The organism is Gammaproteobacteria bacterium (assembly GCA_022450155.1).
GTDB lineage: Bacteria > Pseudomonadota > Gammaproteobacteria > Arenicellales > UBA868 > REDSEA-S09-B13.
On sequence record JAKUQR010000005.1, the window covers coordinates 80,388 to 103,087 of the forward strand.

24 protein-coding genes are annotated in these 22,700 nt (G+C 51.7%); 4 read left to right on the forward strand and 20 right to left on the reverse strand.

Annotated elements, in window-relative coordinates:
* From pilW to MK323_04155, 6 genes are all read right to left on the reverse strand, one after another.
* Complete coding sequence (gene pilW / locus MK323_04130) at window positions 1-771, reverse strand: type IV pilus biogenesis/stability protein PilW (protein ID MCH2481347.1); 771 nt, start codon at window positions 769-771, stop codon at window positions 1-3.
* Window positions 765-1,865: a 23S rRNA (adenine(2503)-C(2))-methyltransferase RlmN gene (rlmN, locus tag MK323_04135; GenBank protein MCH2481348.1), complete on the reverse strand. Its 1,101-nt coding sequence runs from the start codon at window positions 1,863-1,865 to the stop codon at window positions 765-767. Before rlmN ends, pilW begins: the two co-directional genes overlap by 7 nt.
* 6 nt (window positions 1,866-1,871) lie before the next feature.
* The gene (gene ndk / locus MK323_04140; protein MCH2481349.1) at window positions 1,872-2,300 is read right to left on the reverse strand and encodes a nucleoside-diphosphate kinase; all 429 of its coding nucleotides are present in this window, start codon (window positions 2,298-2,300) and stop codon (window positions 1,872-1,874) included.
* A 146-nt stretch (window positions 2,301-2,446) separates the two neighbouring features.
* Complete coding sequence (gene mtaB / locus MK323_04145; GenBank protein MCH2481350.1) at window positions 2,447-3,838, reverse strand: tRNA (N(6)-L-threonylcarbamoyladenosine(37)-C(2))-methylthiotransferase MtaB; 1,392 nt, start codon at window positions 3,836-3,838, stop codon at window positions 2,447-2,449.
* 69 nt (window positions 3,839-3,907) lie between these two features.
* Window positions 3,908-4,234 (reverse strand): iron-sulfur cluster assembly accessory protein, encoded by a 327-nt coding sequence (locus tag MK323_04150; GenBank protein MCH2481351.1) that lies wholly within the window; start codon window positions 4,232-4,234, stop codon window positions 3,908-3,910.
* A 104-nt stretch (window positions 4,235-4,338) separates the two neighbouring features.
* Entirely contained in the window at window positions 4,339-5,067 is a 729-nt protein-coding gene (locus MK323_04155) for an RNA methyltransferase (protein MCH2481352.1), read from the reverse strand.
* A gap of 137 nt (window positions 5,068-5,204) precedes the next feature.
* Here MK323_04155 and MK323_04160 point away from each other — a divergent pair, with 137 nt between their 5' ends.
* The 3 genes from MK323_04160 (at window position 5,205) to MK323_04170 (ending at window position 9,014) form a co-directional block, all read left to right on the forward strand.
* The gene (locus MK323_04160) at window positions 5,205-5,993 is read left to right on the forward strand and encodes an inositol monophosphatase (protein MCH2481353.1); all 789 of its coding nucleotides are present in this window, start codon (window positions 5,205-5,207) and stop codon (window positions 5,991-5,993) included.
* Between the two features lie 8 nt (window positions 5,994-6,001).
* Entirely contained in the window at window positions 6,002-8,593 is a 2,592-nt protein-coding gene (gene mutS / locus MK323_04165; protein MCH2481354.1) for a DNA mismatch repair protein MutS, read from the forward strand.
* Window positions 8,594-8,690: 97 nt separating this feature from the next.
* Window positions 8,691-9,014, forward strand: coding sequence for a ferredoxin family protein (locus MK323_04170; protein MCH2481355.1), 324 nt, complete (start codon window positions 8,691-8,693; stop codon window positions 9,012-9,014).
* A 45-nt stretch (window positions 9,015-9,059) separates the two neighbouring features.
* Here the strand turns inward: MK323_04170 and MK323_04175 are convergent, their stop codons facing one another.
* From MK323_04175 to queA, 13 genes are all read right to left on the reverse strand, one after another.
* Window positions 9,060-9,545 carry a YajQ family cyclic di-GMP-binding protein gene (locus MK323_04175; GenBank protein ID MCH2481356.1) on the reverse strand — a complete coding sequence of 162 codons (486 nt, stop codon included), beginning with the start codon at window positions 9,543-9,545 and terminating at the stop codon, window positions 9,060-9,062.
* A 94-nt stretch (window positions 9,546-9,639) separates the two neighbouring features.
* The gene (locus MK323_04180; protein ID MCH2481357.1) at window positions 9,640-10,128 is read right to left on the reverse strand and encodes a phosphatidylglycerophosphatase A; all 489 of its coding nucleotides are present in this window, start codon (window positions 10,126-10,128) and stop codon (window positions 9,640-9,642) included.
* Complete coding sequence (gene thiL, locus MK323_04185; protein MCH2481358.1) at window positions 10,125-11,090, reverse strand: thiamine-phosphate kinase; 966 nt, start codon at window positions 11,088-11,090, stop codon at window positions 10,125-10,127. Before thiL ends, MK323_04180 begins: the two co-directional genes overlap by 4 nt.
* Complete coding sequence (gene nusB / locus MK323_04190) at window positions 11,069-11,548, reverse strand: transcription antitermination factor NusB (protein ID MCH2481359.1); 480 nt, start codon at window positions 11,546-11,548, stop codon at window positions 11,069-11,071. Before nusB ends, thiL begins: the two co-directional genes overlap by 22 nt.
* 5 nt (window positions 11,549-11,553) lie before the next feature.
* A complete protein-coding gene (gene ribB, locus MK323_04195; protein ID MCH2481360.1) occupies window positions 11,554-12,660 on the reverse strand; it encodes a 3,4-dihydroxy-2-butanone-4-phosphate synthase in 1,107 nt (368 codons plus the stop codon).
* A 46-nt stretch (window positions 12,661-12,706) separates the two neighbouring features.
* The gene (locus tag MK323_04200) at window positions 12,707-13,312 is read right to left on the reverse strand and encodes a riboflavin synthase (protein MCH2481361.1); all 606 of its coding nucleotides are present in this window, start codon (window positions 13,310-13,312) and stop codon (window positions 12,707-12,709) included.
* Window positions 13,313-13,315: 3 nt separating this feature from the next.
* Window positions 13,316-14,410: a bifunctional diaminohydroxyphosphoribosylaminopyrimidine deaminase/5-amino-6-(5-phosphoribosylamino)uracil reductase RibD gene (gene ribD, locus MK323_04205; GenBank protein ID MCH2481362.1), complete on the reverse strand. Its 1,095-nt coding sequence runs from the start codon at window positions 14,408-14,410 to the stop codon at window positions 13,316-13,318.
* Between the two features lie 11 nt (window positions 14,411-14,421).
* Entirely contained in the window at window positions 14,422-14,940 is a 519-nt protein-coding gene (gene nrdR / locus MK323_04210) for a transcriptional regulator NrdR (GenBank protein ID MCH2481363.1), read from the reverse strand.
* 33 nt (window positions 14,941-14,973) lie between these two features.
* On the reverse strand, window positions 14,974-15,981 hold the full coding sequence (gene secF, locus MK323_04215; protein ID MCH2481364.1) for a protein translocase subunit SecF: 1,008 nt from the start codon (window positions 15,979-15,981) through the stop codon (window positions 14,974-14,976).
* Between the two features lie 11 nt (window positions 15,982-15,992).
* Window positions 15,993-17,879 carry a protein translocase subunit SecD gene (gene secD / locus MK323_04220; protein ID MCH2481365.1) on the reverse strand — a complete coding sequence of 629 codons (1,887 nt, stop codon included), beginning with the start codon at window positions 17,877-17,879 and terminating at the stop codon, window positions 15,993-15,995.
* A 6-nt stretch (window positions 17,880-17,885) separates the two neighbouring features.
* Entirely contained in the window at window positions 17,886-18,212 is a 327-nt protein-coding gene (gene yajC, locus MK323_04225) for a preprotein translocase subunit YajC (protein MCH2481366.1), read from the reverse strand.
* Window positions 18,213-18,248: 36 nt separating this feature from the next.
* Window positions 18,249-19,364 carry a tRNA guanosine(34) transglycosylase Tgt gene (tgt, locus tag MK323_04230; protein ID MCH2481367.1) on the reverse strand — a complete coding sequence of 372 codons (1,116 nt, stop codon included), beginning with the start codon at window positions 19,362-19,364 and terminating at the stop codon, window positions 18,249-18,251.
* Window positions 19,354-20,397, reverse strand: a complete 1,044-nt coding sequence (queA, locus tag MK323_04235) for a tRNA preQ1(34) S-adenosylmethionine ribosyltransferase-isomerase QueA (GenBank protein MCH2481368.1) — start codon at window positions 20,395-20,397, stop codon at window positions 19,354-19,356. Before queA ends, tgt begins: the two co-directional genes overlap by 11 nt.
* 190 nt (window positions 20,398-20,587) lie before the next feature.
* On the opposite strand from queA, the gene MK323_04240 reads away from it, so the two are divergent.
* Window positions 20,588-21,541, forward strand: a complete 954-nt coding sequence (locus MK323_04240; GenBank protein ID MCH2481369.1) for an isopenicillin N synthase family oxygenase — start codon at window positions 20,588-20,590, stop codon at window positions 21,539-21,541.
* Window positions 21,542-21,572: 31 nt separating this feature from the next.
* Here MK323_04240 and MK323_04245 read toward each other — a convergent pair whose 3' ends face one another.
* On the reverse strand, window positions 21,573-22,691 hold the full coding sequence (locus MK323_04245; GenBank protein MCH2481370.1) for a beta-lactamase family protein: 1,119 nt from the start codon (window positions 22,689-22,691) through the stop codon (window positions 21,573-21,575).
* Window positions 22,692-22,700 lie beyond the last annotated feature (9 nt).

Here is a 22,700-nt window from a genome sequence, read left to right on the forward strand (position 1 = left end):
TCAGCCACCTTGAGCACCCGAAATCAGCTGTTTCACTTCAGCAGCTTGCGGGCTATCGGGATAAGACGTACGCAGCAGGTACGCATAGTGCTCCACCAGCGAGTCGGACCCAAGCTCCCTCTCGTTGTTCACTGCCAGCAGCAAACTGTCCGGGGTGGGATTACCCAGTTCAAAATACCGTTCCAGAAAACCACGCGCCGACAGGTGCCGGCCCAGTCTAAAACTCACGGCAGCAGTTTCGTACAACACAGGGCCATTTACTGGTTGAACCCGCAAAACCTTGGCGAGATGCTCGTAAGCCTGCTCATGCCGACCACTTAGATTCATACACACCCCTATCCGGTAGTGGCTGATATATCGACTGGGATTGAACGGGTCATTCAACGCAGTTGTCAGTTGGTCTATGCCCTCCAAATGAAGCCCCAAGGTGCATAGATAACTGCCGAAGTCGTTTCTGACCCGATAGTTACCTGGATCAGCAACAATTGCGTGTTCATAATGTTCACGGGCCAACGTTGTATGCCCGAGTTTCAACTTCAGCAAGGCCATCGCGTGGTGTGCACCCGAATGACCCGGACCGAGCGCCAATGCATATTCCAGCGCTTCTTGCGCAGCAGCCAAACGCCCCTGCTGGAGATATGCAAGACCCAGGCGTGTATGGAGATCAACTCGTTGAGGCACGCTCCATGTTTTCGATCCTTGGTCGTCAGTAACACAACCTGTGAGGAGGATGATGACGACGGTCAAGGCTGCAACGTTTAACTTCAACATTGTGCTATCGCCTGTTCGTGTTTCCAGCGTCTTCTGGTTCGATCTGTAAAATGGCCAGCGAGCTGCCCACAGGCAGCCTCGATATCCTTACCCCGAGTGCGTCGTGTGACCGTCATTAAACCAGAGGATAATAGAATCCTCCGGAAAGCATCTATTGTACTTTGATCACTACATTCATATTCTATTCCAGCCGATTTATTGAAAGGAATAAGATTGATTTTTGCTGGCAGGCCATACAACAATCGGGCCAGTGCTTGCGCCTCCCCTGCTGAATCATTGACACCCTTAAGCATTACGTATTCAAAAGTTACTTGGCGTTTGTTTCCGCCAGCTGCATAACGACGACAAGATTGCAACAGCTGTTCTATCGGATACTTCTGGTTCAATGGAACAAGCTCGTCTCGGAGTTTGTTATTTGTCGCATGCAACGACACTGCCAGACTTACAGGACAGTCCAGAGCAAGTCTCTCTAACGCGGGCACCACGCCCGCCGTGCTTAAAGTGATTCGCCGGCGCGACATGCCAAACGAAAGATCATCCAGCATCAAATGCAACGCGGCAACAACCGCGTCATAGTTCAATAAAGGCTCACCCATCCCCATCATCACAACATTGGTTACTGGCCTATCCCCGTAGCCAAGTGCCTGCAAATCCGTCTTAACGACCAGCAGCTGTCCAATGATTTCGGCGGTGGTAAGATTCCGACTAAATCCCTGCCTGGCGGTGGCACAGAACGTGCAGTTAAGCGAGCAACCCACCTGGGCAGATACACATAAGGTACCGCGGTCGTCTTCAGGGATGAAGACAGTCTCGATACAGTTGCCATCTTCAAGTCGCAGCAACCATTTTCGAGTGCTGTCTGAAGATTGCCGGACTGTAACTGTTTCAGGAACAGAGATCTGCGCCAACTGCTGGAGCTGATCCCGCAAAACCTTGCTCAAATCGGTCATCTGAGAAAAGTCATTTACCCCGCGTTGATAGACCCACCGCAGCACCTGGCGGGCATGAAACTCACGAGCACCCAGACTCGCGAAGAAACTCTGCATTTCGATGCGAGCCATGCCGATCAGGTTTTGACGTTCAGGCTCAGTCATTACATTTCAATTGCGACTGCAAATGTCAGACGGATCAAAAAAGTAATTGATCTCCTGTAGGGCTGTGGTCAGCCCGTCAGATCCATGAACAGCGTTCGCCTGTACTGACTCTGCAAAGTCGGCACGGATGGTTCCGGCCGTGGCTTCTGCCGGATTGGTGGCACCCATCACGCCGCGGTTTTGTTGGATGGCCGCTTCACCCTCTAGGACCTGAACGATTACCGGACCCGAAATCATGTACTCAACCAGTTCACCGTAGAACGGTCTATCCTTATGCACGGCGTAAAAGGTCTCTGCTTGCTCACGACTCAAATGCATCATTCGGCAGGCAACGATTTTGAGTCCTGCCGATTCAAAACGATCCATAATCTTGCCGATTACATTCTTAGCAACAGCATCAGGTTTTATGATGGATAGGGTCTGCTCAATCGTCATTGAATACTCCGGCTTGGTGGGGTGAATTGGGTTAAATTGGGTTGGCTGACTGTGTTGCGCTTCCATCCAAGTTTACCGACACAAAACACGGAACCAGAAGTCGTTAGCGGGCACTACTGACAGCATCGCGTAACTCTATGATTTTATTACCTGCGTATAACCTCGGCAATCAAAGTATCGGCTTGCACTGCGATGACACTAACGTTGACAAATTCACCGATGTCGCCGGTGCAGACATCTACTTTAACCGGCATATAGTTGGCTAACCGTGCGTTATAACCAGGCATCGGCCGGGTTGACGAACGCTCAATCAAAGCCTCGCTCGATCGACCAGACCATGAACGGAGTGCGCGATGGCGCCATTTCGCGCTCTCTACCCTGATCAAACTGGCGCGTTCACGTCGCAGCTCGAGAGGCACCTGGGCAGGAATGCGTGATGCAGGTGTACCGTCACGGAGCGAATAGGGAAATACATGGGGATAGAGGATCTGCAGATCCTCTACTGCGTTGACAGTATCCCGAAACTGTTCATTCGTTTCGGTCGGGAATCCGACCATCAGGTCTGCGCCTAGCACCAAATCCGGTACCATTTCTTGTGCCCTTATTACACGCTCGTACAATAGTTCTCGACTGTAACGCCGTTTCATACGTTTGAGAATCAACGTATTGGCGCTTTGAATCGACACATGAAGATAAGGGCAGAATCTCCCGCCAGACGACAATTGTTCTAGCAGTTCATCCGTAATGTGGTGAGGGTCAATCGAGCTCAGTCGAACTCTGAAATCCCCGCTCAGATCATCTATTTTCTTGAGCAGTCTTACCAGCCCAGCACCTTGAACTTCCGCCGGATCATTTGTCTCTGAAGTACGAAACGATCCCAGGTCAACACCGCAAATTACGATTTCATGGTGCCCCTGGGATATGAGCTGCTCAACCTGCTCAAGTACTGCAGAAACCTCAAATGAACGGCTAGGACCCCGCGCTTTATGAATGACGCAAAAAGTACATGAATGATCACACCCCTGCTGTACCTGAACGAAGGCCCTCGTCTGGTCATCATAACGGGGCACCAACTCCGGCGGCATGCAAGACCCGTTACCCAGACCGTAGTCAGAATACTTGTCCGCTTGGTCCTGCAGATCGCTGCTTACCGTGTTTGCACGCAAAATCTCAGGGATGCTGAATTTCGCGTCGTTTCCCACGACCAGATCAACCCCATCGATTTCTGTGAGTTCGTTTGGGGCGAGTTGCGCGTAGCACCCTGTTACAACGACTTTGGCACTGGGGTTACGCCGTAGCACCCGCCGTATCTCTTGGCGGGTCTGGCGGTCGGCTTCTCGAGTTACGGTACAGGAATTAATGACATATAAATCGGCTTCCTGGCTCGAATCCACCATTGTCCAGTGATCACGAATCAGCCCCTGCGCGATAATATGAGACTCGTAAACATTGATTTTACAACCTAAGGTCTTCACAGCCGCGCGGCGACCGGTCGCGTTTAGACTATCAGGCACAGCAGATTCAACCCGCGTCGTCATGACAGTAATACCGTAAAGAGAAAGGGCGCCGCGGCGCCCTCAACGAAAGAATTCGGAGCGGATACTGGGTCAGTCGACTGTAAAGCTCTCGCCACAGCCACATTCATCTTTTGCATTGGGGTTTTTGAACTTGAAAACCGCTGACAAACCGTCTGCCTGATAATCTATCTCCGTGCCGTCGAGGTACTTGACACTGTCACTATCTACGATGACGTTAACCCCTTGGCTCACGTATATACTGTCCTTTTCGTCGATTTTATCCGCATAGTCCACAACATAGGCCAGACCGGAACAACCTGTCGTTTTTACACCCAATCTAAGTCCTTCGCCGTAGCCGCGTACGCTGAGATATTCCCGTACACGAGTTGCAGCTGCTTTGGTCAATGTTATCGTCATGGCTTAATTTTCTTCTTTGTTGCTGAGAGCCAATTTGCCTCGGACTCGCATATTTCCCAGCATTACAGTCGTTAGTCTAACATGCAACGACTGCCTCATGGTCCCTAATCCTTACGACAGTAGCACTGAATCGAGGTCAATATGCCACGCAAAATATTGACCTCATCCTCGCGCAGAGGCGTACGACTGAATATACGCTTTACCTTGCGTAACAGTTTCTGGGAAGGCGTTTTTAGAAATCCTGTTTCAATGAGCATATCTTCCAGATGCTTGTAAAATCCTTGAACCTCTGACGAGGTAGCCAGTCGTTCTTGATCGGAAACTAATTCTGTTTTGTGAGCATCCGGTTCAAAAGTTTTCTTAAGCTCGTACACCATGATCATAACCGACGCTGCCAGATTAATTGACGCAAACCCCTCTTCCACCGGAATGCGAACATGATACTGGCAACGTTCAAGCTCACTATTAGTCAAACCAGAAGCTTCTTGACCGAATACGAAGGCTATTTGATCTGTCAAGACTCGCTCTCTTACTTTGGCCATGACAGCTTTGGGGGAAAACTCAACCCAACCCACCGATCGTTGCCGTGCGGTCGTACCAATCACAAGTCCACAGTCGGCCACCGCATCATCCAGGCTTTCGCAGACTGTTGCACGTTCGAGTAGATGATCGGCGCCGGCGGCGCGAACCGTAGCTTCGCCCGATGGAAACGTTTGTGGTGCAACGAGATAAAGGCGATCAAGACCCATGTTCGCCATTGCTCGGGCAGTGGCACCGATGTTACCAGGATGGGTCGTGTTAACCAGAACGATTCTTATTCGGTCGAGTCTCATATACCACCTCGTTTGATGTTTAGAGCATATACCGCCAGGGCTACAATCCGTTATCCTGTATTCATCAGCAACAATCAGCCCTCCCGGCCAAAATTGCTGTCTACAGAGACCAGTCAGCAATTAAAGGAAACCAATCCATGCATCAAAGGCTTAATCATCCAATGCTCAACACTGCCATCCGAGCTGCACGACAATCGGGGCGTATTATTCTAATGCACTACAATCGCCTTGATCGCCTCGAGGTAACCTCCAAGGGTCGTAATGACTATGTCAGTCAGGCCGATACCGAAGCTGAGGAAGCCGCATTAGAAATCCTAACCAGCGCGTATCCAGAGCATGGTGTCCTCGCCGAAGAAAGCGGCATACGGGAAGGAGGTGACTACACATGGGTCGTTGACCCACTGGACGGGACCACCAATTTCCTCCATGGGTTCCCACAGTTTTCGGTCTCCATAGCTGTGCTACGCGGTCAAACAATCGAACATGGGGTTGTTTATGATCCACTTAGAAATGAGCTGTTTACCTCAACTCGAGGCCAAGGGGCTCAGCTTAACGAACGGAGAATACGCGTCAGTTCTGTTGCCCGACTTGAGCAATGCTTGCTCGGCACTGGGTTTCCTTTTCGGGAAATAGAAAACTTTGACCATTGGATGAAGACGTTTCGGAAGCTAACTATGAAAACGTCCGGAGTCCGGCGAGCAGGATCAGCAGCACTGGATCTTGCTTATGTTGCTGCAGGGCGGCTCGATGGGTTTTGGGAATTCGGATTGCAGCCCTGGGATTGTGCCGCAGGGGCGCTGCTGATTCGTGAGGCCGGTGGCCTGGTGTCTGACATGGACGGCGACCAGCAATTTCTCGAAAATGGAAACGTAACGGCAGGTAACCCCCGAATTTTTGACGACCTGCTGAAATCATTACGTCCATAGACACTCCAATGGTAAAAGCTCGTGACTCGACCCAGAGTGGGCATACACCCATGATGCGCCAGTATCTGGAGATCAAATCGTTACACCCCGATACACTGGTCTTTTATCGTATGGGTGATTTTTACGAACTGTTCTATGCAGACGCAGAGAAAGCATCCCGCCTGCTCGATATTACGCTAACAACCCGAGGTCAATCAGCAGGCCGGCCCATTCCCATGGCTGGCGTACCTGCCCACAGTGTTGACCAGTACCTGACCCGCCTGCTTCGACAGCGTGAGCCTGTCGCCATTTGCGAGCAAGTTGGTGTTGCAGGCAAAAGCAAAGGTCCTGTGGAGCGAAAGGTTATTCGGGTCATAACGCCGGGTACACTGACCGACGAGAACCTGCTTGATGAACGGCTGGAAAACAGCATTGCAGCAGTCTATGTGGACGGGTCCAAATGTGGTTTAGCAGTATTGGAAGTCTCAAGCGGGCGTTTCTACGCCTGTGAACTGCCAGATCCCACGGAATTGTCCAACGAACTTGAACGTACGGCACCAGCTGAATTGCTATACCCAGAAGAGGCTGATCCCGATCTGTACCCCCGGATCAAGTCAATATCTTCCCGCAACATCCCCTCCTGGTACTATGATCTGAACCGTGCCAGTCAACGCTTGTGTGAGGTCTTTGGCACTCATGACCTGAAAGCTTTTGGTAGCAATGATTATCCGACTGCAACATCAGCTGCCGGCGCGCTGGTGCAATACGTACAAGATGTCCATGAAAATGCATTGGCACATGTCGACGGCTTAAAAATAGAGAACTACTCCAATCATGTTCTGCTCGATGCCTCAACACGCAGAAACCTAGAAGTTGAAAGATCCCATGGAGCCGGCGGCCAATCGCTGCTCCATCTTTTTGATCGTTGTGCAACCAGCATGGGTAGCCGACAACTCCGGCGTTGGATAACCCGACCCACAAGAGATCGTCACGAACTTAATATCAGGAATGACTCAGTCGAGGAGCTCCTCGACAACCGTACAGCAGAAATTTTTGAGCAACTCAGGCAAATTGGTGATCTAGAGAGAATTCTGTCACGAGTTGCCATAGGCTCGGCACGGCCGTTTGACTTGGTTAGGCTCAGGCAAGGTTACCGCGCGCTGCCGGAATTGGTCGATAAGCTTAAGAATTACAACAGTGAGCGACTGATTCAAATTTCCAGACTGGCTGGTCCCGAACCCGAAACTCTCGGGCTGCTAGACCGAGCCATTGATGACGAACCTGCGGCACAATTGCGCGATGGCGGAGTGATCCGTACCGGATTCGACCGGGAGCTTGATGAACTCCGAGAGTTGCAAACCTCGAGTACAGCGCGGCTGCTTGAATTCGAAAAAATGGAGCAGGAAAATTCAGCAATTCGTGGTCTGAAAGTAAAATTCAACCGGGTACACGGTTACTACATAGAAATACCAAGATCCCGAACCGATGATGCGCCAGCTCATTATCACCGCAAGCAAACGCTCAAAAACGTTGAACGTTATTCGACTGACGAACTGAAGTCGTTCGAAGATCGATTGCTGGGCGCCAAAGAAAAAGGGCTGGCCCGTGAGCGTCTGCTTTACGACCGAGTATTAACCCAACTGCAGCCGGCTATATCGCGGCTACAGCGCGGTGCACAGGCACTCTCAGAGCTAGACGTTCTGGATACGTTTGCAAGACGAGCAGAAGAACTTAGATTGTGCCGTCCTCAGTTGACCTCTGAGTCTGTACTGCAGATAAAGGCAGGGCGCCATCCAGTAGTCGAACACAGCCAGGATGAACCATTTATCAACAATGATCTCGAACTGGGCCCGCACAACCGGATGCTGATGATTACCGGACCAAACATGGGTGGGAAAAGCACCTATATGAGACAGACCGCCTTGATCGTTCTACTTGCACACACCGGAAGTTTCGTACCCGCAGATGAGGCAATAATAGGCCCGGTCAGCCAAATTTTTACACGCATAGGGGCGTCTGACGACCTTACTGGGGGTCGCTCGACCTTCATGGTCGAAATGACTGAGATGGCCTACATCCTTCGCAACGCCACTCGTGACAGTCTTGTGCTGGTAGATGAAATCGGCCGAGGTACCAGCACGTTCGATGGTCTTGCCCTGGCCTGGTCCTGTGCACTTGACTTGGCTGAAAGGGTTCAAAGTTTCTCCCTTTTCTCTACCCACTATTTTGAGTTGACCTCGCTTCCTGAATCATCCGGGAATATGGACAATGTTCATTTAGATGCCATTGAACACGACGGCAAGGTAGTCTTTCTCTACAAAGTCAAACCTGGGCCAGCAAACCAGAGCTATGGTCTTCAGGTTGCTCGATTGGCTGGAATCCCAGAATCGATCCTGATTGACGCGAAACAGCGACTGTCTAATCTGGAACAAGGGCACTTGCAGGACATCTCAAAGCAAACTGATCAGCTAACGATATTTTCAGACCCTGACCGTGAGCCACTGAAGCGTCTCCGCCAGTACCTTGAGAGAATCGACCCCGAATCAATCAGCCCTCGAGACGCCCTGGACCGATTGTATGAGCTTCGTCGACTTTTAGAACAGAACGGTTCAGGCGTTTAGTGGTTTACGATCTACTCAAAGTTACCTAGAATTGCCCTGAACAACGCGGCGCCCGCGTTTAGCAGGCAGCTGTGACAGCCAAGACCGGAGAATTTTTATGACTTACGTAGTCGTCGATTCGTGTATCCGCTGCAAATTGACTGATTGTGTTGAAGTGTGTCCCGTCGACTGTTTTCACGAAGGGCCCAACTTCCTTGTGATTGATCCAGAAGAGTGTATCGACTGCAGTCTGTGTGAACCAGAATGCCCGGTAAATGCCATCTACGCCGAAGAAGACCTGCCTAAAGACCAACAGGAGTTTATGGCTCTGAATGTCGAACTGTCCGCTTTGTGGCCAGTCATTACAGAGATGAAGGACCCGCCCGCTGACGCTGATCAGTGGCGTGAGGTAACTGGGAAACTACAATACCTGGAGCGCTGACATTAATGCTGCTACGACCATAGCGTTAAAACATAAAAAGCAGTCTCAGTCTCGAAAATTCGTATATTGCAGAGGCACCGGGGTATCCTCGTTCTTCAAAAACGATATCACTGTCTGCAGATCATCGCGCTTCTTACCCGTAACCCGAATCTGTTGGCCCTGGATCGCTGCCTGGACTTTTAGTTTCTGGACTTTTATTTGTTTAACCAGCGACTTAGCCAGTTCGGTATCGATCCCGTGTCGGATCTGAATCTTTTGCTGTGCCTTCCCCCCACCCCGCTCCTCAACCTGCCCTCTCTCAAGACAACCCACATCAACCCCACGCTTGGAGAGTTTAAGTTCGAGGATATCCAGAGCCTGGCCAACTTTGTACTCGTCATCCGCAAGGACCGTTAACACAGATTCCGCCTGTTCAATCTGGGCATCACTGCCTTTGAAGTCATAACGATTTTTTATCTCCCGATTGGCTTGGTCAACAGCATTCTGGACCTCATGCCACACCACTTCGCTCACAATATCAAATGACGGCATTTCAATCTCCTCTAACTATTCCGGCGTATGCTCAGCTTCCGATACCGGTTCATCGTATTATCCATGACCATGCACTGTTAGCGAAATTCAGATGTCAAGAAAATATATTAACCCTGATGATCAACTGAAGCAGAGCATTGGTCATGAGACCAGCAATCAGATCGTCGCCCACAATACCCAACCCACCTGAAAACCTCCGCTCAACGGCATTAATCGGGGGCGGCTTGAAAATATCGAGCGCACGGAACAGTACAAATCCGGCCAGCAAGGACCATGGTGTTAAGGGTACAAACGCCATCGCAACGAGGAATCCCGCCATCTCATCGACTACGATAGAAGGATCGTCGGTACCGTCCATCTGCTTTTCAGCCACAGCAGCCACATACACAGCGCCCAGAACAAACACCAGCAAAAAGATCAGAAATACCTCGACTGACCAAACAAGCTGAAGGCACACCAATGGAACCGCCACGGCAGTTCCCACCGTACCGGGCGCAACCGGCGAACAGCCTGCGCCAAATCCGCGCGCCAGCAGGACGGCCGTTCGATTGTGGAGTTCTGACATGTCGCTCGTACCAGTCATGACCACTCGTGACGGTAACCCGCCCAAATCCCCGTTAAATCGTGATTATCTGTTCCCGTTAACGCTATACCTGCGTGCGACCGGACCGATCCAATACAAGTGAGGTTGATGTTGCACTTGTCTTTCAATTGCTCAATCGGCAATCGCTGTGCTGGATTCGCTGTAAAGCAGATTTCGTAGTCGTCACCGCCGGTCAGCGCTTTTTGCCGAGCTAAAGATTCGCCACAAGCGCCGATAGCCTGCGGAGACAGTGGCAAACACGATGTGTCGACGCTCGCACCCAGCGTTCCACTTTCCTTAAGAATATGACCCAGATCCGCAAGCAAGCCGTCTGAGATGTCGATGCCCGCAGTGGCGATCGCACCAAGCGCAAGCCCCAGTTCTACTCTCGGTTTCGGCCGATTTAATCTGCCAACCAGGTAGCCCCTGTCATTGTCGCTCGCCCCAAGTACACCGCGCACCAGATCTAACCCGATAGCTGCATCCCCCAGCGTGCCTGAAACCCACACCTGATCACCCGCCTGTGCACCATTCCGCCTCAGTGCTGTCCCCGACTGCACTTGGCCGCCGACAGTGGCACTCACACAAAGTGGGCCTCTAGCAGTATCTCCTCCGATAAGTTCTACGCCAAATTCTGTCGCCAGTGAAAACAACCCCGTGCTGAATCCCTCCAACCAGCTTTCGTTCGCATCGGGCAACACCAGGTTCAGCAAAAACCAGCGTGGGGTGGCCCCCATCGCGGCAATGTCACTCAGATTGACCGCCAACAGTTTAAAACCCAGATCATGTGGAGTTGTTCCTTCAGGGAAATGTACACCCTCAACCAGGGTATCGGTCACAAGCACCAAATTTTTGTCGGTATCAGCTTTGACAACAGCACCATCGTCACCGATACCCACGACAACTTCTGAAGATCTACTGTCGCGGCGGAAGAATTGCTCTATGAGTCTGAATTCGTCCATTCTCGGCTGGTGACTTCATTGTCTTTTTCACTGCTGGATTCCACTACAGGCTTCTGGTTTACCAGAGCATCCAGAACCCCATTGACAAACCGAAATCCTTCCTCCGAACCGAACACACGTGACAACTCGATCGCCTCGTTAAGCACCACTTTCCGAGGAACATCAGGACGAAACAGCAGTTCGTACGTCGACAGCCTCAAAATTGCCCGCTCGACAGGATCAATCGAAGCCAGTTCCCTGGAAATGTATCGTTCAAGCTGGCTGTCTAGCAGCTGGCACTGACGCGGGACGTTTTCGATAAGATGCTTAAAATAGGAACGCTGAACGCCGACAAATGCCTCGTCATTGATGAAAGCATCTTCGATCTCACCAACGGATTGACCCGTGATATCCCACTGGTAGAGCGCCTGAACGGCGTTTCTTCTTGCCAGGTGGCGACTGTTATGTTTAATGGCCATGAACCCTACGGTTGCGATACATAGCCGACAACCTCCAGACCGAAACCCGAAATGGCATGAGTACGAAGTGGCGTTCCGAGTACCTTGACCATGCCGACATTCAGATCGGCTAGGATCTGACTGCCGGCGCCGAGCATCCTTAATTCCCGCCCTTCACCATCAGCGCCTACTTCTCCTCGCAGACGTTGATCGAGTGTTGTGGTGTCATCGGCATAAGCCAGCAGAACAAGTACACCTCCACCCTCCCCTGCAATACGTTCAAGGGCCGCATCTACTGACCACCTTCCAACCCCGCGGGCTTCCGCAAGCATGTCATAGACGCCCCGATGAGTCTGTACGCGAACCATAGCCGGAACATCAGGCCTAATTTCGCCACTCACCAGAGCGAGGTGGACATGCCTCAGTTCCACATCTTCGTAGATAATCGCGCGGAAAACACCATGACGTGTCTCTACTCTGTTTTCTGATACCCGCCAAACTGTGGGTTCATTCTTGAGTCGATAGCGGATCAGATCAGCAATAGCCCCAATGCGCAGTCCGTGTTTTCCACCGAACCCAACCAGGTCCGGCAAACGCGCCATGGAGCCGTCCGGATTCAGAATTTCGCAGATCACACTCGCGGGCTCAAAACCGCACAGTCGGGCCAGGTCTACGCCCGCCTCGGTATGCCCGGCCCGCGTCAACACACCTCCCGGCTGCGCCATCACAGGAAATATGTGCCCCGGAGTAACAATATCATCGGCAGAGGCTGCCTCACTGACCGCGGTGTGAATGGTGGTCGTCCGATCCGCCGCCGAAATACCTGTGGTGACACCTTTGGCTGCTTCGATTGAAACGGTGAAATTAGTCGAATAGCGTGAATTGTTGTCTCGAACCATCAAAGGCAAATTGAGACGCCGACACCGTTCTTCAGTGAGAGTCAGACATATCAAGCCGCGGCCATAGGAGGCCATAAAATTAATGTCATCAGCCGTGACACACCCCGCCGCTATAACGAGATCGCCTTCATTTTCACGATCCTCATCATCGACAAGGATGACCATTTTCCCGTCTTTATAGTCCTCAAGGATTTCCTCGATAGGACTCACTGAAATCTCTTTATTCGCTGTCATGGTTTCTTTCAAAGGTCAAGTCTGCCAGCACAGGCGGGCTCGATCACTAAGAGCAGTGCCGCAACCGATCCAGATAACGAGCGACCAGGTCTGCTTCCAGATGAACGCAATCACCCACTGAGCGCTCACCAAGCGTCGTCACCTCCAAGGTATGAGGCACAACGTTTACATCAAATTTCACAGCACTGGTCAGATCGTGCACGCCATTTACAGTAAGGCTGACACCATCGACTGTTATAGAGCCCTTTTCTGCCATGTAGGGTGCAATATCCCGATCACCACTGAAGGTCATTCGGACAGATCGGGCTGAGTCTTCACGCGACTCCAGATATCCGACACCATCAATGTGCCCCGTCACAAGATGGCCCCCATAACGGTCATTAAACATCATTGCGCGTTCGAGATTAACCATCGTACCGGTCTGGAGTAAATCCAGCGTCGACCGTTCCAGCGTTTCGACTGAAACATCGAATGTAACGAGTGTCTCGTTAATATTTACGACCGTTAGGCAAACACCGCTGACAGAAATGCTTTCGCCTAATTCCAGATCAGTAGCGCATAAGCCCTCGACGTTGACCTGAATCGACAGGTCTCCATCATGGTGCATCAGATCAGTAACCTTCCCCTGCGCAGCTACGATGCCGGTAAACATTGCTTACCCCGTGCCATCAGTACGGCCATAAGTCACCTTTAGGTCCCGCCCCAGACGAGAGATGTTCTTGATCTCTAACCGTACCCGGTTCTCGATATTGCGAATGCCGCGAATGACAAACATACCTCGGCCGCTAGTGCTCAGTATATCCGGAGAACTGTAGACAATGATCTCGTCGACCATATCCCTGGCAATAAATGCGCCTGCGACGCCTGCACCAGCTTCAACCATGACTTCGTTAACCTGCTTCTCTGCCAGCAACGTGAGCAATTGATCAAGATCTACCCGTCCATCGTTACCGACCATCTGAATGCATTCAGTTCGGTTATCAAAACTGTAATCAGCTGCCGGCTGAGCTGAAGTCACAACCAATACCGGCCCATCAACACTGAATAACTCAGCCCCCGGTTCCAGGCGCGCATTTCCATCCAGCACAACGCGCAAGGGTTGTTTGACTGGCTCATCCACCCGCGCATTCAGCCTCGGATCGTCCTCAATCACCGTCCCAATACCAGTAACCAGAGCACAACTCTGCGCTCGATAGTGATGGACATCCCGCCTGGCCTCTTCAGAGGTGATCCACTTGCTGCTGCCATCCATAGCGGCGGTTCTTCCATCCATCGTCGCGGCAACCTTGACACGCACCAATGGTCGACCTTTGAGCATACGCAATTCGAAGCCCGGATTAAGGGACCTCGCTTCGGATTCACAAACGCCTGAAAGCACCTCTACGCCGGACTGCTGCAAACTTTGAATTCCCTTTCCGGCGACCTTTGGATTAGGATCGATAGCTGCAACGACAATCCGTTCTATACCTGCTTTCATCAATTCCGCAACACACGGACCTGTTCGTCCTGTGTGATTACATGGCTCTAAGGACACATACAGTTGTGCACCGCGTGCTGCGGCTCCAGCGTTTTCAAGCGCAACGATCTCGGCATGCGGCCCGCCCGCCTGTGCATGCCAGCCTTCACCGACAATTACATCGTCCTTGACGATGACACACCCCACCCTGGGATTGGGTTTGCTCGTATACAGGCCCTTTTTGGCTAAGGCGAGGGCCAGCCTCATGTAGTGTTTGTCCTGATCGTTTTGCATAGGACCGCGTCTCATGCTTTCTTGACCGACTCGCCAGTACCAAGCAATGAAAGCTGGTCGGTGTCTATCTCTTGTTCTTTTGCGTGCCGCAAACGCTCGACCTCATCTGCAAACGCTGAAACATCCTCAAAACTACGATAAACAGACGCGTACCTGACATAAGCCACCTCGTCTATTTCGCGCAGGCTTTCCATGACAAACTGACCAATCAACGAGGACCGCACTTCCCGCTCGCCAGACAGCCTCATCGATTTCGAGATTCCCAGCAGTAAGGATTCGATATGATCCTGGCCGACGGGTCGTTTTTCCAGCGCCCGCATTATTCCGCGTCTCAACTTCTCCTCGTCCCACGCCTCACATCTGCCATCACTCTTGATCACCCGAGGCTGTTCTACTTCAAGACGTTCAAATGTCGTGAAACGATGATCGCAGTGCTGGCAGGCCCGGCGTCTGCGCACGGTATCACCCCCGTCACTCAGTCGCGAATCGATGACGCGTGTAGCGTCTGATGTGCAGCTGGGGCAGCGCAAGTTGGCCCCGATCGGAGCAGAAGCACCGCTGCATCAGGGCAGCGACTCTGCTTCCTCTCCTTCTTTCTTGGCCAAACGCATGTCTTCGCGCGTAATACGCAACCCGAGCACCACTGGGCTTGCGACGAAAATAGACGAATATGTTCCAACCAGTATGCCGATGAATAGAGCCACTGCAAAACCTTTGATAATCTCCCCACCAATCAGGATAAGCGTGACCACGACCAGCAGGGTCGTCAACGAGGTCAGCACCGTTCGTCTGAGAGTCTGATTAATCGCACTGTTCATGATTTCGACAATCGTTCCTTTTCGCATCTTGCGAAAATTTTCCCGAATCCGGTCAAAGACAACAATTGTGTCATTCAGCGAATAACCGATTACTGCGAGAACCGCGGCCAGTACCGGTAACGTAAATTCCAGCCCCAGCAGCGAGAAAAGCCCGACCGTGACCACAACGTCGTGGACAAGTGCGATCACCGCTCCCAATGCAAATCGCCATTCAAAGCGCCAGGCCACATAGGCCAGTATGCCAATCAGCGCGTACAGCATTGCCAGTCCTCCCTTTTCAGTCAATTCGCTGCCGACCTGTGGACCCACGAACTCAACTCGCCTCATCTGCACTGTGCACTCCCCCGTCTTGCCATTCTGGAATACACAGCGCTGACTCGCGTTCTCCGAGGACTGGGCAAGCGTCTCACCGTAGGGCATTCTCAGCGAAGACATAATGAGGCTGCTGGTTTCTGCTGCATCGGCTTCAGGGTTAGCCGGCAGTTTGATCAACATATCCCTGGATGTCCCAAAATACTGGACAGTGACGTTGTCGATACCCGAGCGCCGGAGATTTTTGCGCACTTCCTCGGCACTGACGGAATTGCTGTACGAAACCTCGACCAGAGTCCCGCCGGTAAAGTCGATGCCAAGATTCAGGCCTCTGAAAAACAACGACGAAAAACCAATCACAATGATCACAATGGAGATGACTGCCGCAATTCGGCGCCGGCCGATAAAATCTATCCGGGTATCTCGTTTAAGAAATTCCAAGCTCTTAACCCTCAGATCGCAAGGCTATTGACCCGCTTTCGACCGTACATCAGGTTAGCCAGTCCACGAGTTACGAAAATCGCAGTGAACATGGAGGTTAATATCCCGATACTCAATGTGACCGCAAACCCTTTGATCGGACCAGTCCCGAAATTGAACAGCACGATTGCCGCAATTAAGGTCGTAATGTTTGCATCGACAATGGTAGAGAGCGCACGATCGTAGCCGAGATGTATGCTGGCTTGCGGGGTATTGCCGTTCCGAAGCTCCTCCCTGATGCGTTCAAATATAAGCACATTCGCGTCCACAGCCATCCCGACGGTCAACACAATCCCCGCTACCCCGGGAAGCGTAAGGGTAGCCTGAAACATGGACAGTACCGCAACAATCAAGACCAAATTCAGACCCAGGGCGACATTCGCAAACAAACCAAAGGCCCGGTAATACAACAGCATAAACACGAGAACCAGCACAAACCCAATAACCACCGAAAGAAACCCCTGCTCAATGTTCGCCCGGCCAAGGCTGGGACCTACGGTCCGCTCTTCTATGATTTCCACAGGTGCTGCCAGCGAACCAGCTCGCAGCATTAGCGCCAGGTCGCGTGCTTCCGTGACACTGTCCAGGCCTTCGATCTGGAATCGTTTGCCCAGTTGATCTCTGATTACTGGTGCGGTAATGACTTCTTCGATACGCTCCCTGACTCGAACGGGTCTCCCCTGCTGATCCGTCACGACTTGGCCATCGGCACTGATCTTGGCGCGTGAACGCGTTTCAATATAGACGACTGCCATCCGCTTACCAATATTGTCTCCTGTTATCCGCTGGTTGATGCGGGACCCGACCGCATCAAGGGTGATGCTGACGATGGGACTTCCATTCTGAGTATCGATACTGGCCGCTGCATCGGCGATGTTCTCGCCCGAGTAGATCACCCTTTTTTTCAGTAGAATCGATCGACCATCGCGCAACTTGTAGAGCCTCGATCCCGGTGGCGTCTTTCCATTCAGAGCCGCCTCGAGGCTGTGCTCTTCGTCGACCAGCATCATTTCTAGTGTCGCCGTTCGTCCAAGAATGCGTTTCGCCCTCGCTGTATCCTGAACCCCGGGCAACTGAACCACGATCCGCCTGTCGCCTTGTCTTTGAACGACGGGTTCAGCAACGCCTAACTCATCGATCCGGTTCCTGAGCGCAGTGATATTTTGTGTCAGCGCGAATTCTGAAAGATCCTGTACCTCGGACTCGCTGAGACGCACAGTCAAAAGCTTCTCGCCCTGAACTTCGGCATCATCCACCACAAGCCCGGAAAACTCCCGTTGGATAAATTTCTGGGCTTCCTGTAGGCGGGAAACGTCGCGTAGCCATATATCAATGGTACCGTCCGGCCTATTGCGCACTTCCTTGTAACGCAGTTTTTCCTTTCGAAGCGCGGCCCGGATATCCGCAACGTAACGCTCTTGCGCCCGCCGCGCAACACTGTTCATATCGACTTCCATCAGGAAGTGAACCCCCCCTCTCAGATCAAGCCCCAGGTACATTGGCTTAGCCCCAACGCTTGTAAAGAGATCGGGCGCCGCCGGAAGTAGCGTCAGCGCTACCGTGTAACGATTCCCCAGTTCCCGTTCGAGCATGTCACGGACCCTAAGCTGATCATCGGGTGTAGCAAGTCGAACACTGATACCCCTATCGTCTTTGCGAATGGATCTATACGCCGATCCACTCGCATCAACCAATGACTGAATCTGTGCAAGATCGGACGACGTTAAGGTTGCACCGCGGGACCCCCTGATTTGTATACCCAAATCATTACCGAACATATTCGGTAAAGCATAAAAGAGGCCAGGGATGACCACCACAGCGATGATCAGCCACTTCCACCATGGATAGTGGTTCCGCATTTCGTACTAGGAACCGCCTGCAGAACCCTTGGGAATCATCTGAGCGATTGACGGCCGTTGCACTTTAACGTTCACTCCCTTGGCAATCTCCAGGGTCACAAAATTATTGTCAAGATCAATCACCCTGCCGAGCAACCCGCCACTAGTTGCAACGTCATCGCCTTTCTTGACTGATGCTACCATTTCTTTATGCTGCTTGGAGCGTTTCTGCTGCGGTCTTATCAATAGAAAGTAAAACAATACAAAAATGACCACCAAGGGCAGTAGACTTAGGTAACCGCTACCGCCGTCGCCACCCACCTGAGCCCATGCATCAGAAATGAGAAAACTCATCAAATTTATCCATTAGGTCGTTGGAAAAGCGTGTGATTATGCCACATCCTGTCCAGGTCCGAGATAACGCAAGAGGAAGCCTCTGTGGAAACTTTCAAACCGTTGCTCCTCGATAGACAGGCGAATCTCCCGCATCAACTGCCCGAAGAACCACAAGTTATGTATCGTACACAACCGCTGGCCCAACCCCTCGTTGTTGACGAACAAGTGCCGGAGATAGCTGCGGGAGTAAGCTGAACAGCAAGCGCAGCCGCAGGTCTCGTCTATCGGTCGCGTATCCTGCCGGTGGCGGGCATTTTTCAATTTAACCACGCCATCCCAGGTATACAGCCAACCATTGCGAGCATTTCGGGTGGGTAGCACACAATCAAAGATATCGACGCCGGCTGCAACACCTGTCAACAGGTCTTCGGGCTTTCCAACCCCCATCAGGTAGCGGGGGGCGTTGGCGGGCATCAGCGGCACACAATCATCCAGGATCTCATACATTTTCGTCTTAGGCTCGCCCACCGACAGGCCACCAAGTGCATAGCCATCAAAACCCAGTGATACCAAGGACTCCAGCGAACTTGATCTAAGTTCTGGAAAGACGCTGCCCTGTGCGATACCAAACAACAACTGCTTGCCGCCGGAGTGTGCTTCCCGACACCGCGCAGCCCAACGCATTGACAGGTCCATCGATTTTTTTGCGTCTTCGTAAGTCACCGGATAGTCGGTGCACTCGTCAAATGTCATCGCGATGTCCGAACCCAGTCCCTGTTGTACTTGCATCGACTGTTCGGGCCCGAGAAACACGGTTGAGCCGTCAAATGGTGATCGGAACGTAACGCCTTGTTCGTTGATTCGTCGATGCTCGGCCAGGCTCCAGACCTGAAAACCGCCAGAGTCGGTCAGGATCGGACCGTCCCAACTCATAAAATCGTGAAGCGTGCCGTGCTGCGCAATGACTTGAACACCCGGCCTGAGCATGAGATGAAATGTATTACCTAATATGATCTGAGCACCGCTGGCAGCTACTTCATCCGGTGTAACGGTTTTGACCGCTCCACGAGTACCTACCGGCATAAATAGCGGTGTATCGACTCGTCCCCTATCGAGAACCAGCACCGATCGTCGGGCCCTACCGTCGCGTGTCAAAACTTCAAACTTCATCCAGGTTTTCCGCCTTATTCAAAATCATACAATCTCCATAACTGAAAAATCGATATCTCTGCTTCAGCGCATGTTCATAGACCTCTCGAATCCTATCGATGCCCAAAAACGCACTGACCATAATCAGCAGCGATGACCGAGGCAAGTGAAAGTTAGTCAGCAGAACGTCCACTGTCCGAAACCGGTACCCGGGATAAATATATAAGTCAGTCTCACCTTCAAACGGTAGCAGCTGACCATTTTGGGAGGCCGTCTCCAGCGCTCGCACAACGGTCGTTCCCACACCGACCACCCGACTTCCATTACGCCTAGTCCGATTAACGACTCGAACCAGCGCCTGGTCGACCTTGAGCCACTCTTTATGCATTCTATGATCCTCAATGACCTTTGAACGGACTGGCTGGAAGGTGCCACTGCCCACATGAAGCGTAAGAAAGCCTATTTTCACCCCTGCCGTCTCTAGTCGGTCCATTAACCCCCCATCGAAATGAAGCCCGGCGGTGGGCGCCGCCACAGCGCCGGATTCTGCAGCAAACACGGTTTGATAACGGTCATAATCCTGTGAATTGGGTTGTCGCCGTATATAGGGCGGTAAGGGTAAAGAACCGTCGGCGGACAAAATTTTGTCGAAGACCGCACCCTCCAACGCTATCAATTGATAAAAATCTGAAGTACGCGACTGAACCTGCAACCGGTACCCACTTGAGGTTAGGAACTCCGACCCGGCCCGAACCAGGTTACTAGACCGAATCATTGCGAGGCAACGACTAGGGCCCAGTAGTCGTTCAACAACTATTTCCACCCGGCCGCCGCTGCCTGCCTTCACGGCACTGAGCCTGGCCTTGAATACCCGGGTATCGTTAAACACCAGAAGGTCCCCGGGTTCGAGCAAGCCTGGAAGATCTCGAACATGCTTGTCCGTCAGTCGACCCTCGCGTGTAACGGTCAGCAGGCGACTGTCTGAACGTCCGTAAAGAGGTTCCTGCGCGATGAGTTCATTCGGTAAGTCATACTCAAAGTTCTCTAACAACATGATTCGGCCTATATTGTCTACCGGTTAAAATTTAGGCTTGATCAATTCTCGTACTCGGCACAGAACAGTTACAACGACTGCGTCGTCGACGTTGAACTGGTTAGACCCCATCGTCTATGACGAAATATAGTGAGGTACACTTTATGTCACGCTCAAGTTCTTGCATTTACTAGTCGGAGCTCTTGTCATCTTGAATCCTTCGCTACCAATTGTCGACATTCGTTCTGGAACATCACCTATCGACGACCCAAGTGTCGCCCAACAACTGGATATGGCCCTTCAAAAACACGGCTTTTGCTACATCTCAGGTCATAACATAGCGACCGACAATATTGAAACGATATTCGACGCAACCCATCGCTTTCACGCGCTTCCAGAACCAGCCAAACAAAGCATCAAAATCAACCCATTTCACCGTGGCTACATTGGCTTCAACACCAGCACAGCTGTCACTTCTTCTGTTGAAAAACCAATCCGACCCAACTATTCCGAATCCTTTATGGCCATGCAGCCAGTCTTTCCTGATCACGCCCGATGGGGGACCGCGATTTTTGGGCCGAACCAATGGCCCAAACCTTTAATGCCAGCATTCAAAACCGAAGTCGAAAACTATTATGACGCAATGGAATACCTCGCTCTTGAGTTGGTCCAAAGACTTGCAGTGGCGCTAGGACAAGATCAACTTATTTTCGATCAAGCATTCGATGATCCAACGGTCTTTCTAAGATTACTTCACTATCCTGCTGTAGCCGATTCAACGGCTGCGGACGGGTACGGTTCGGCACCACACACGGACCATGGATTTCTAACCCTCGTCTCTCAGGACCTTACCGGGGGACTGGAAGTACTCACCAGGGATAATCAATGGATACCAGCTGTACCGATTCCTGACACCTTTGTACTCAATGTTGCAGATATGCTGTCGTACTGGTCTGGTGGTCGTTGGCCTTCAACTCCTCATCGGGTTTCATTGAGCCCCAAGGAACGCTACTCGGTAGCATTCTTTTTCGATCCTACCTTTGAGACACAAGTGCGGCCATTTCCGTCGCTCACCCGATCGGGCGGCAATGATTCGCCGGTTCATTACGGTAACTACCTTATGCATCGATTCAATAACAACTACGACTACCGTTCCACACACTAACTAATTTGAACACCAAACAACTGGCCGCAGATTATGGGTGTACGATCGAATCCATCACCAACGCTGTAAAGTCGTTCATCGATCCAGCGTCGATCCAACGTACTACGACCACGAGATCATAATCAGGATCGATCCAGACATAATTTGCGCCAGCGCCATACGCGAATACACTTGACTCGCCCGCACCTGCGTACAAGCTCCGGTTGGAGTTCAACCACCAGAGAAAACCATAGTTTAGATTCAGTGGACACGGCGCAAATAGAGGGCCTAAGCAATGCTCGGGCAGAATCTCCACATCACCCCAACGACCATGTCGGCTGATCAACAGACCCATGCGGGCATGATCTAAAGAGCTGATCCATAGACCCCCACCCCAATGGGCACCACCTGAAACACTCTGCACTAATCGACCCTTAATTTCGATGTAGGAATTCCTGTATCCGTGCCACTCCCAACTGTGACTTGCATCAATAGGATCCATGATGTTTTTGCGCAAAACATCTGAGAGCGACGTTTCAAACAATCGGGTTAGGCACAACGCAACTAAATTTACCCGAACATCGTTGTATTCCCAGTAACCGCCTGGTTCCATCAACTGACGAGGCTGCCCCTTTTGACTGTGGTTCGCATCCGGTCCGACTTGTCGATTCCGATCTACCTGATCCGGCTTTGACCACAAGGTACCTTCCCATTCACTTGTCTGCTGTAGGAGGTGACGCCAGGTGATTGCATTATTGTGATCCGAAGAAAACTCTTTCAACGAATCGTAGTCGCCTGCCAGATCGTCAAAATTTCTGATAAGACCATCTCGATATGCAATCGCAGCGCAAAGGCCTATATAACTTTTCGTCGCACTGAAAGTCGGGTCTACCCGCTCGATATCTCCCCACGACGCTACTATTTGTCCATGTCTAACAATCAAGCCTGCGGGTCCTCCGCGCGGCTTGAGTGGACCCAAGATCTCATTCCAGGGTGGAGGCTCTGAACTCGCAATCGCTTTTTGTTCTGATAGATCGTACAGCCAATCGGATTCATGCTGGCAGGCGAATTCAACCGCATGGTGAAGACCTGCCGCATTTATACCGATCGACGCCGGCTGGCAGCGTAACCAACTGTCAGCGGCGGGTGGCAGATAGTTCTCGGCGGTCAATTTTCTCAG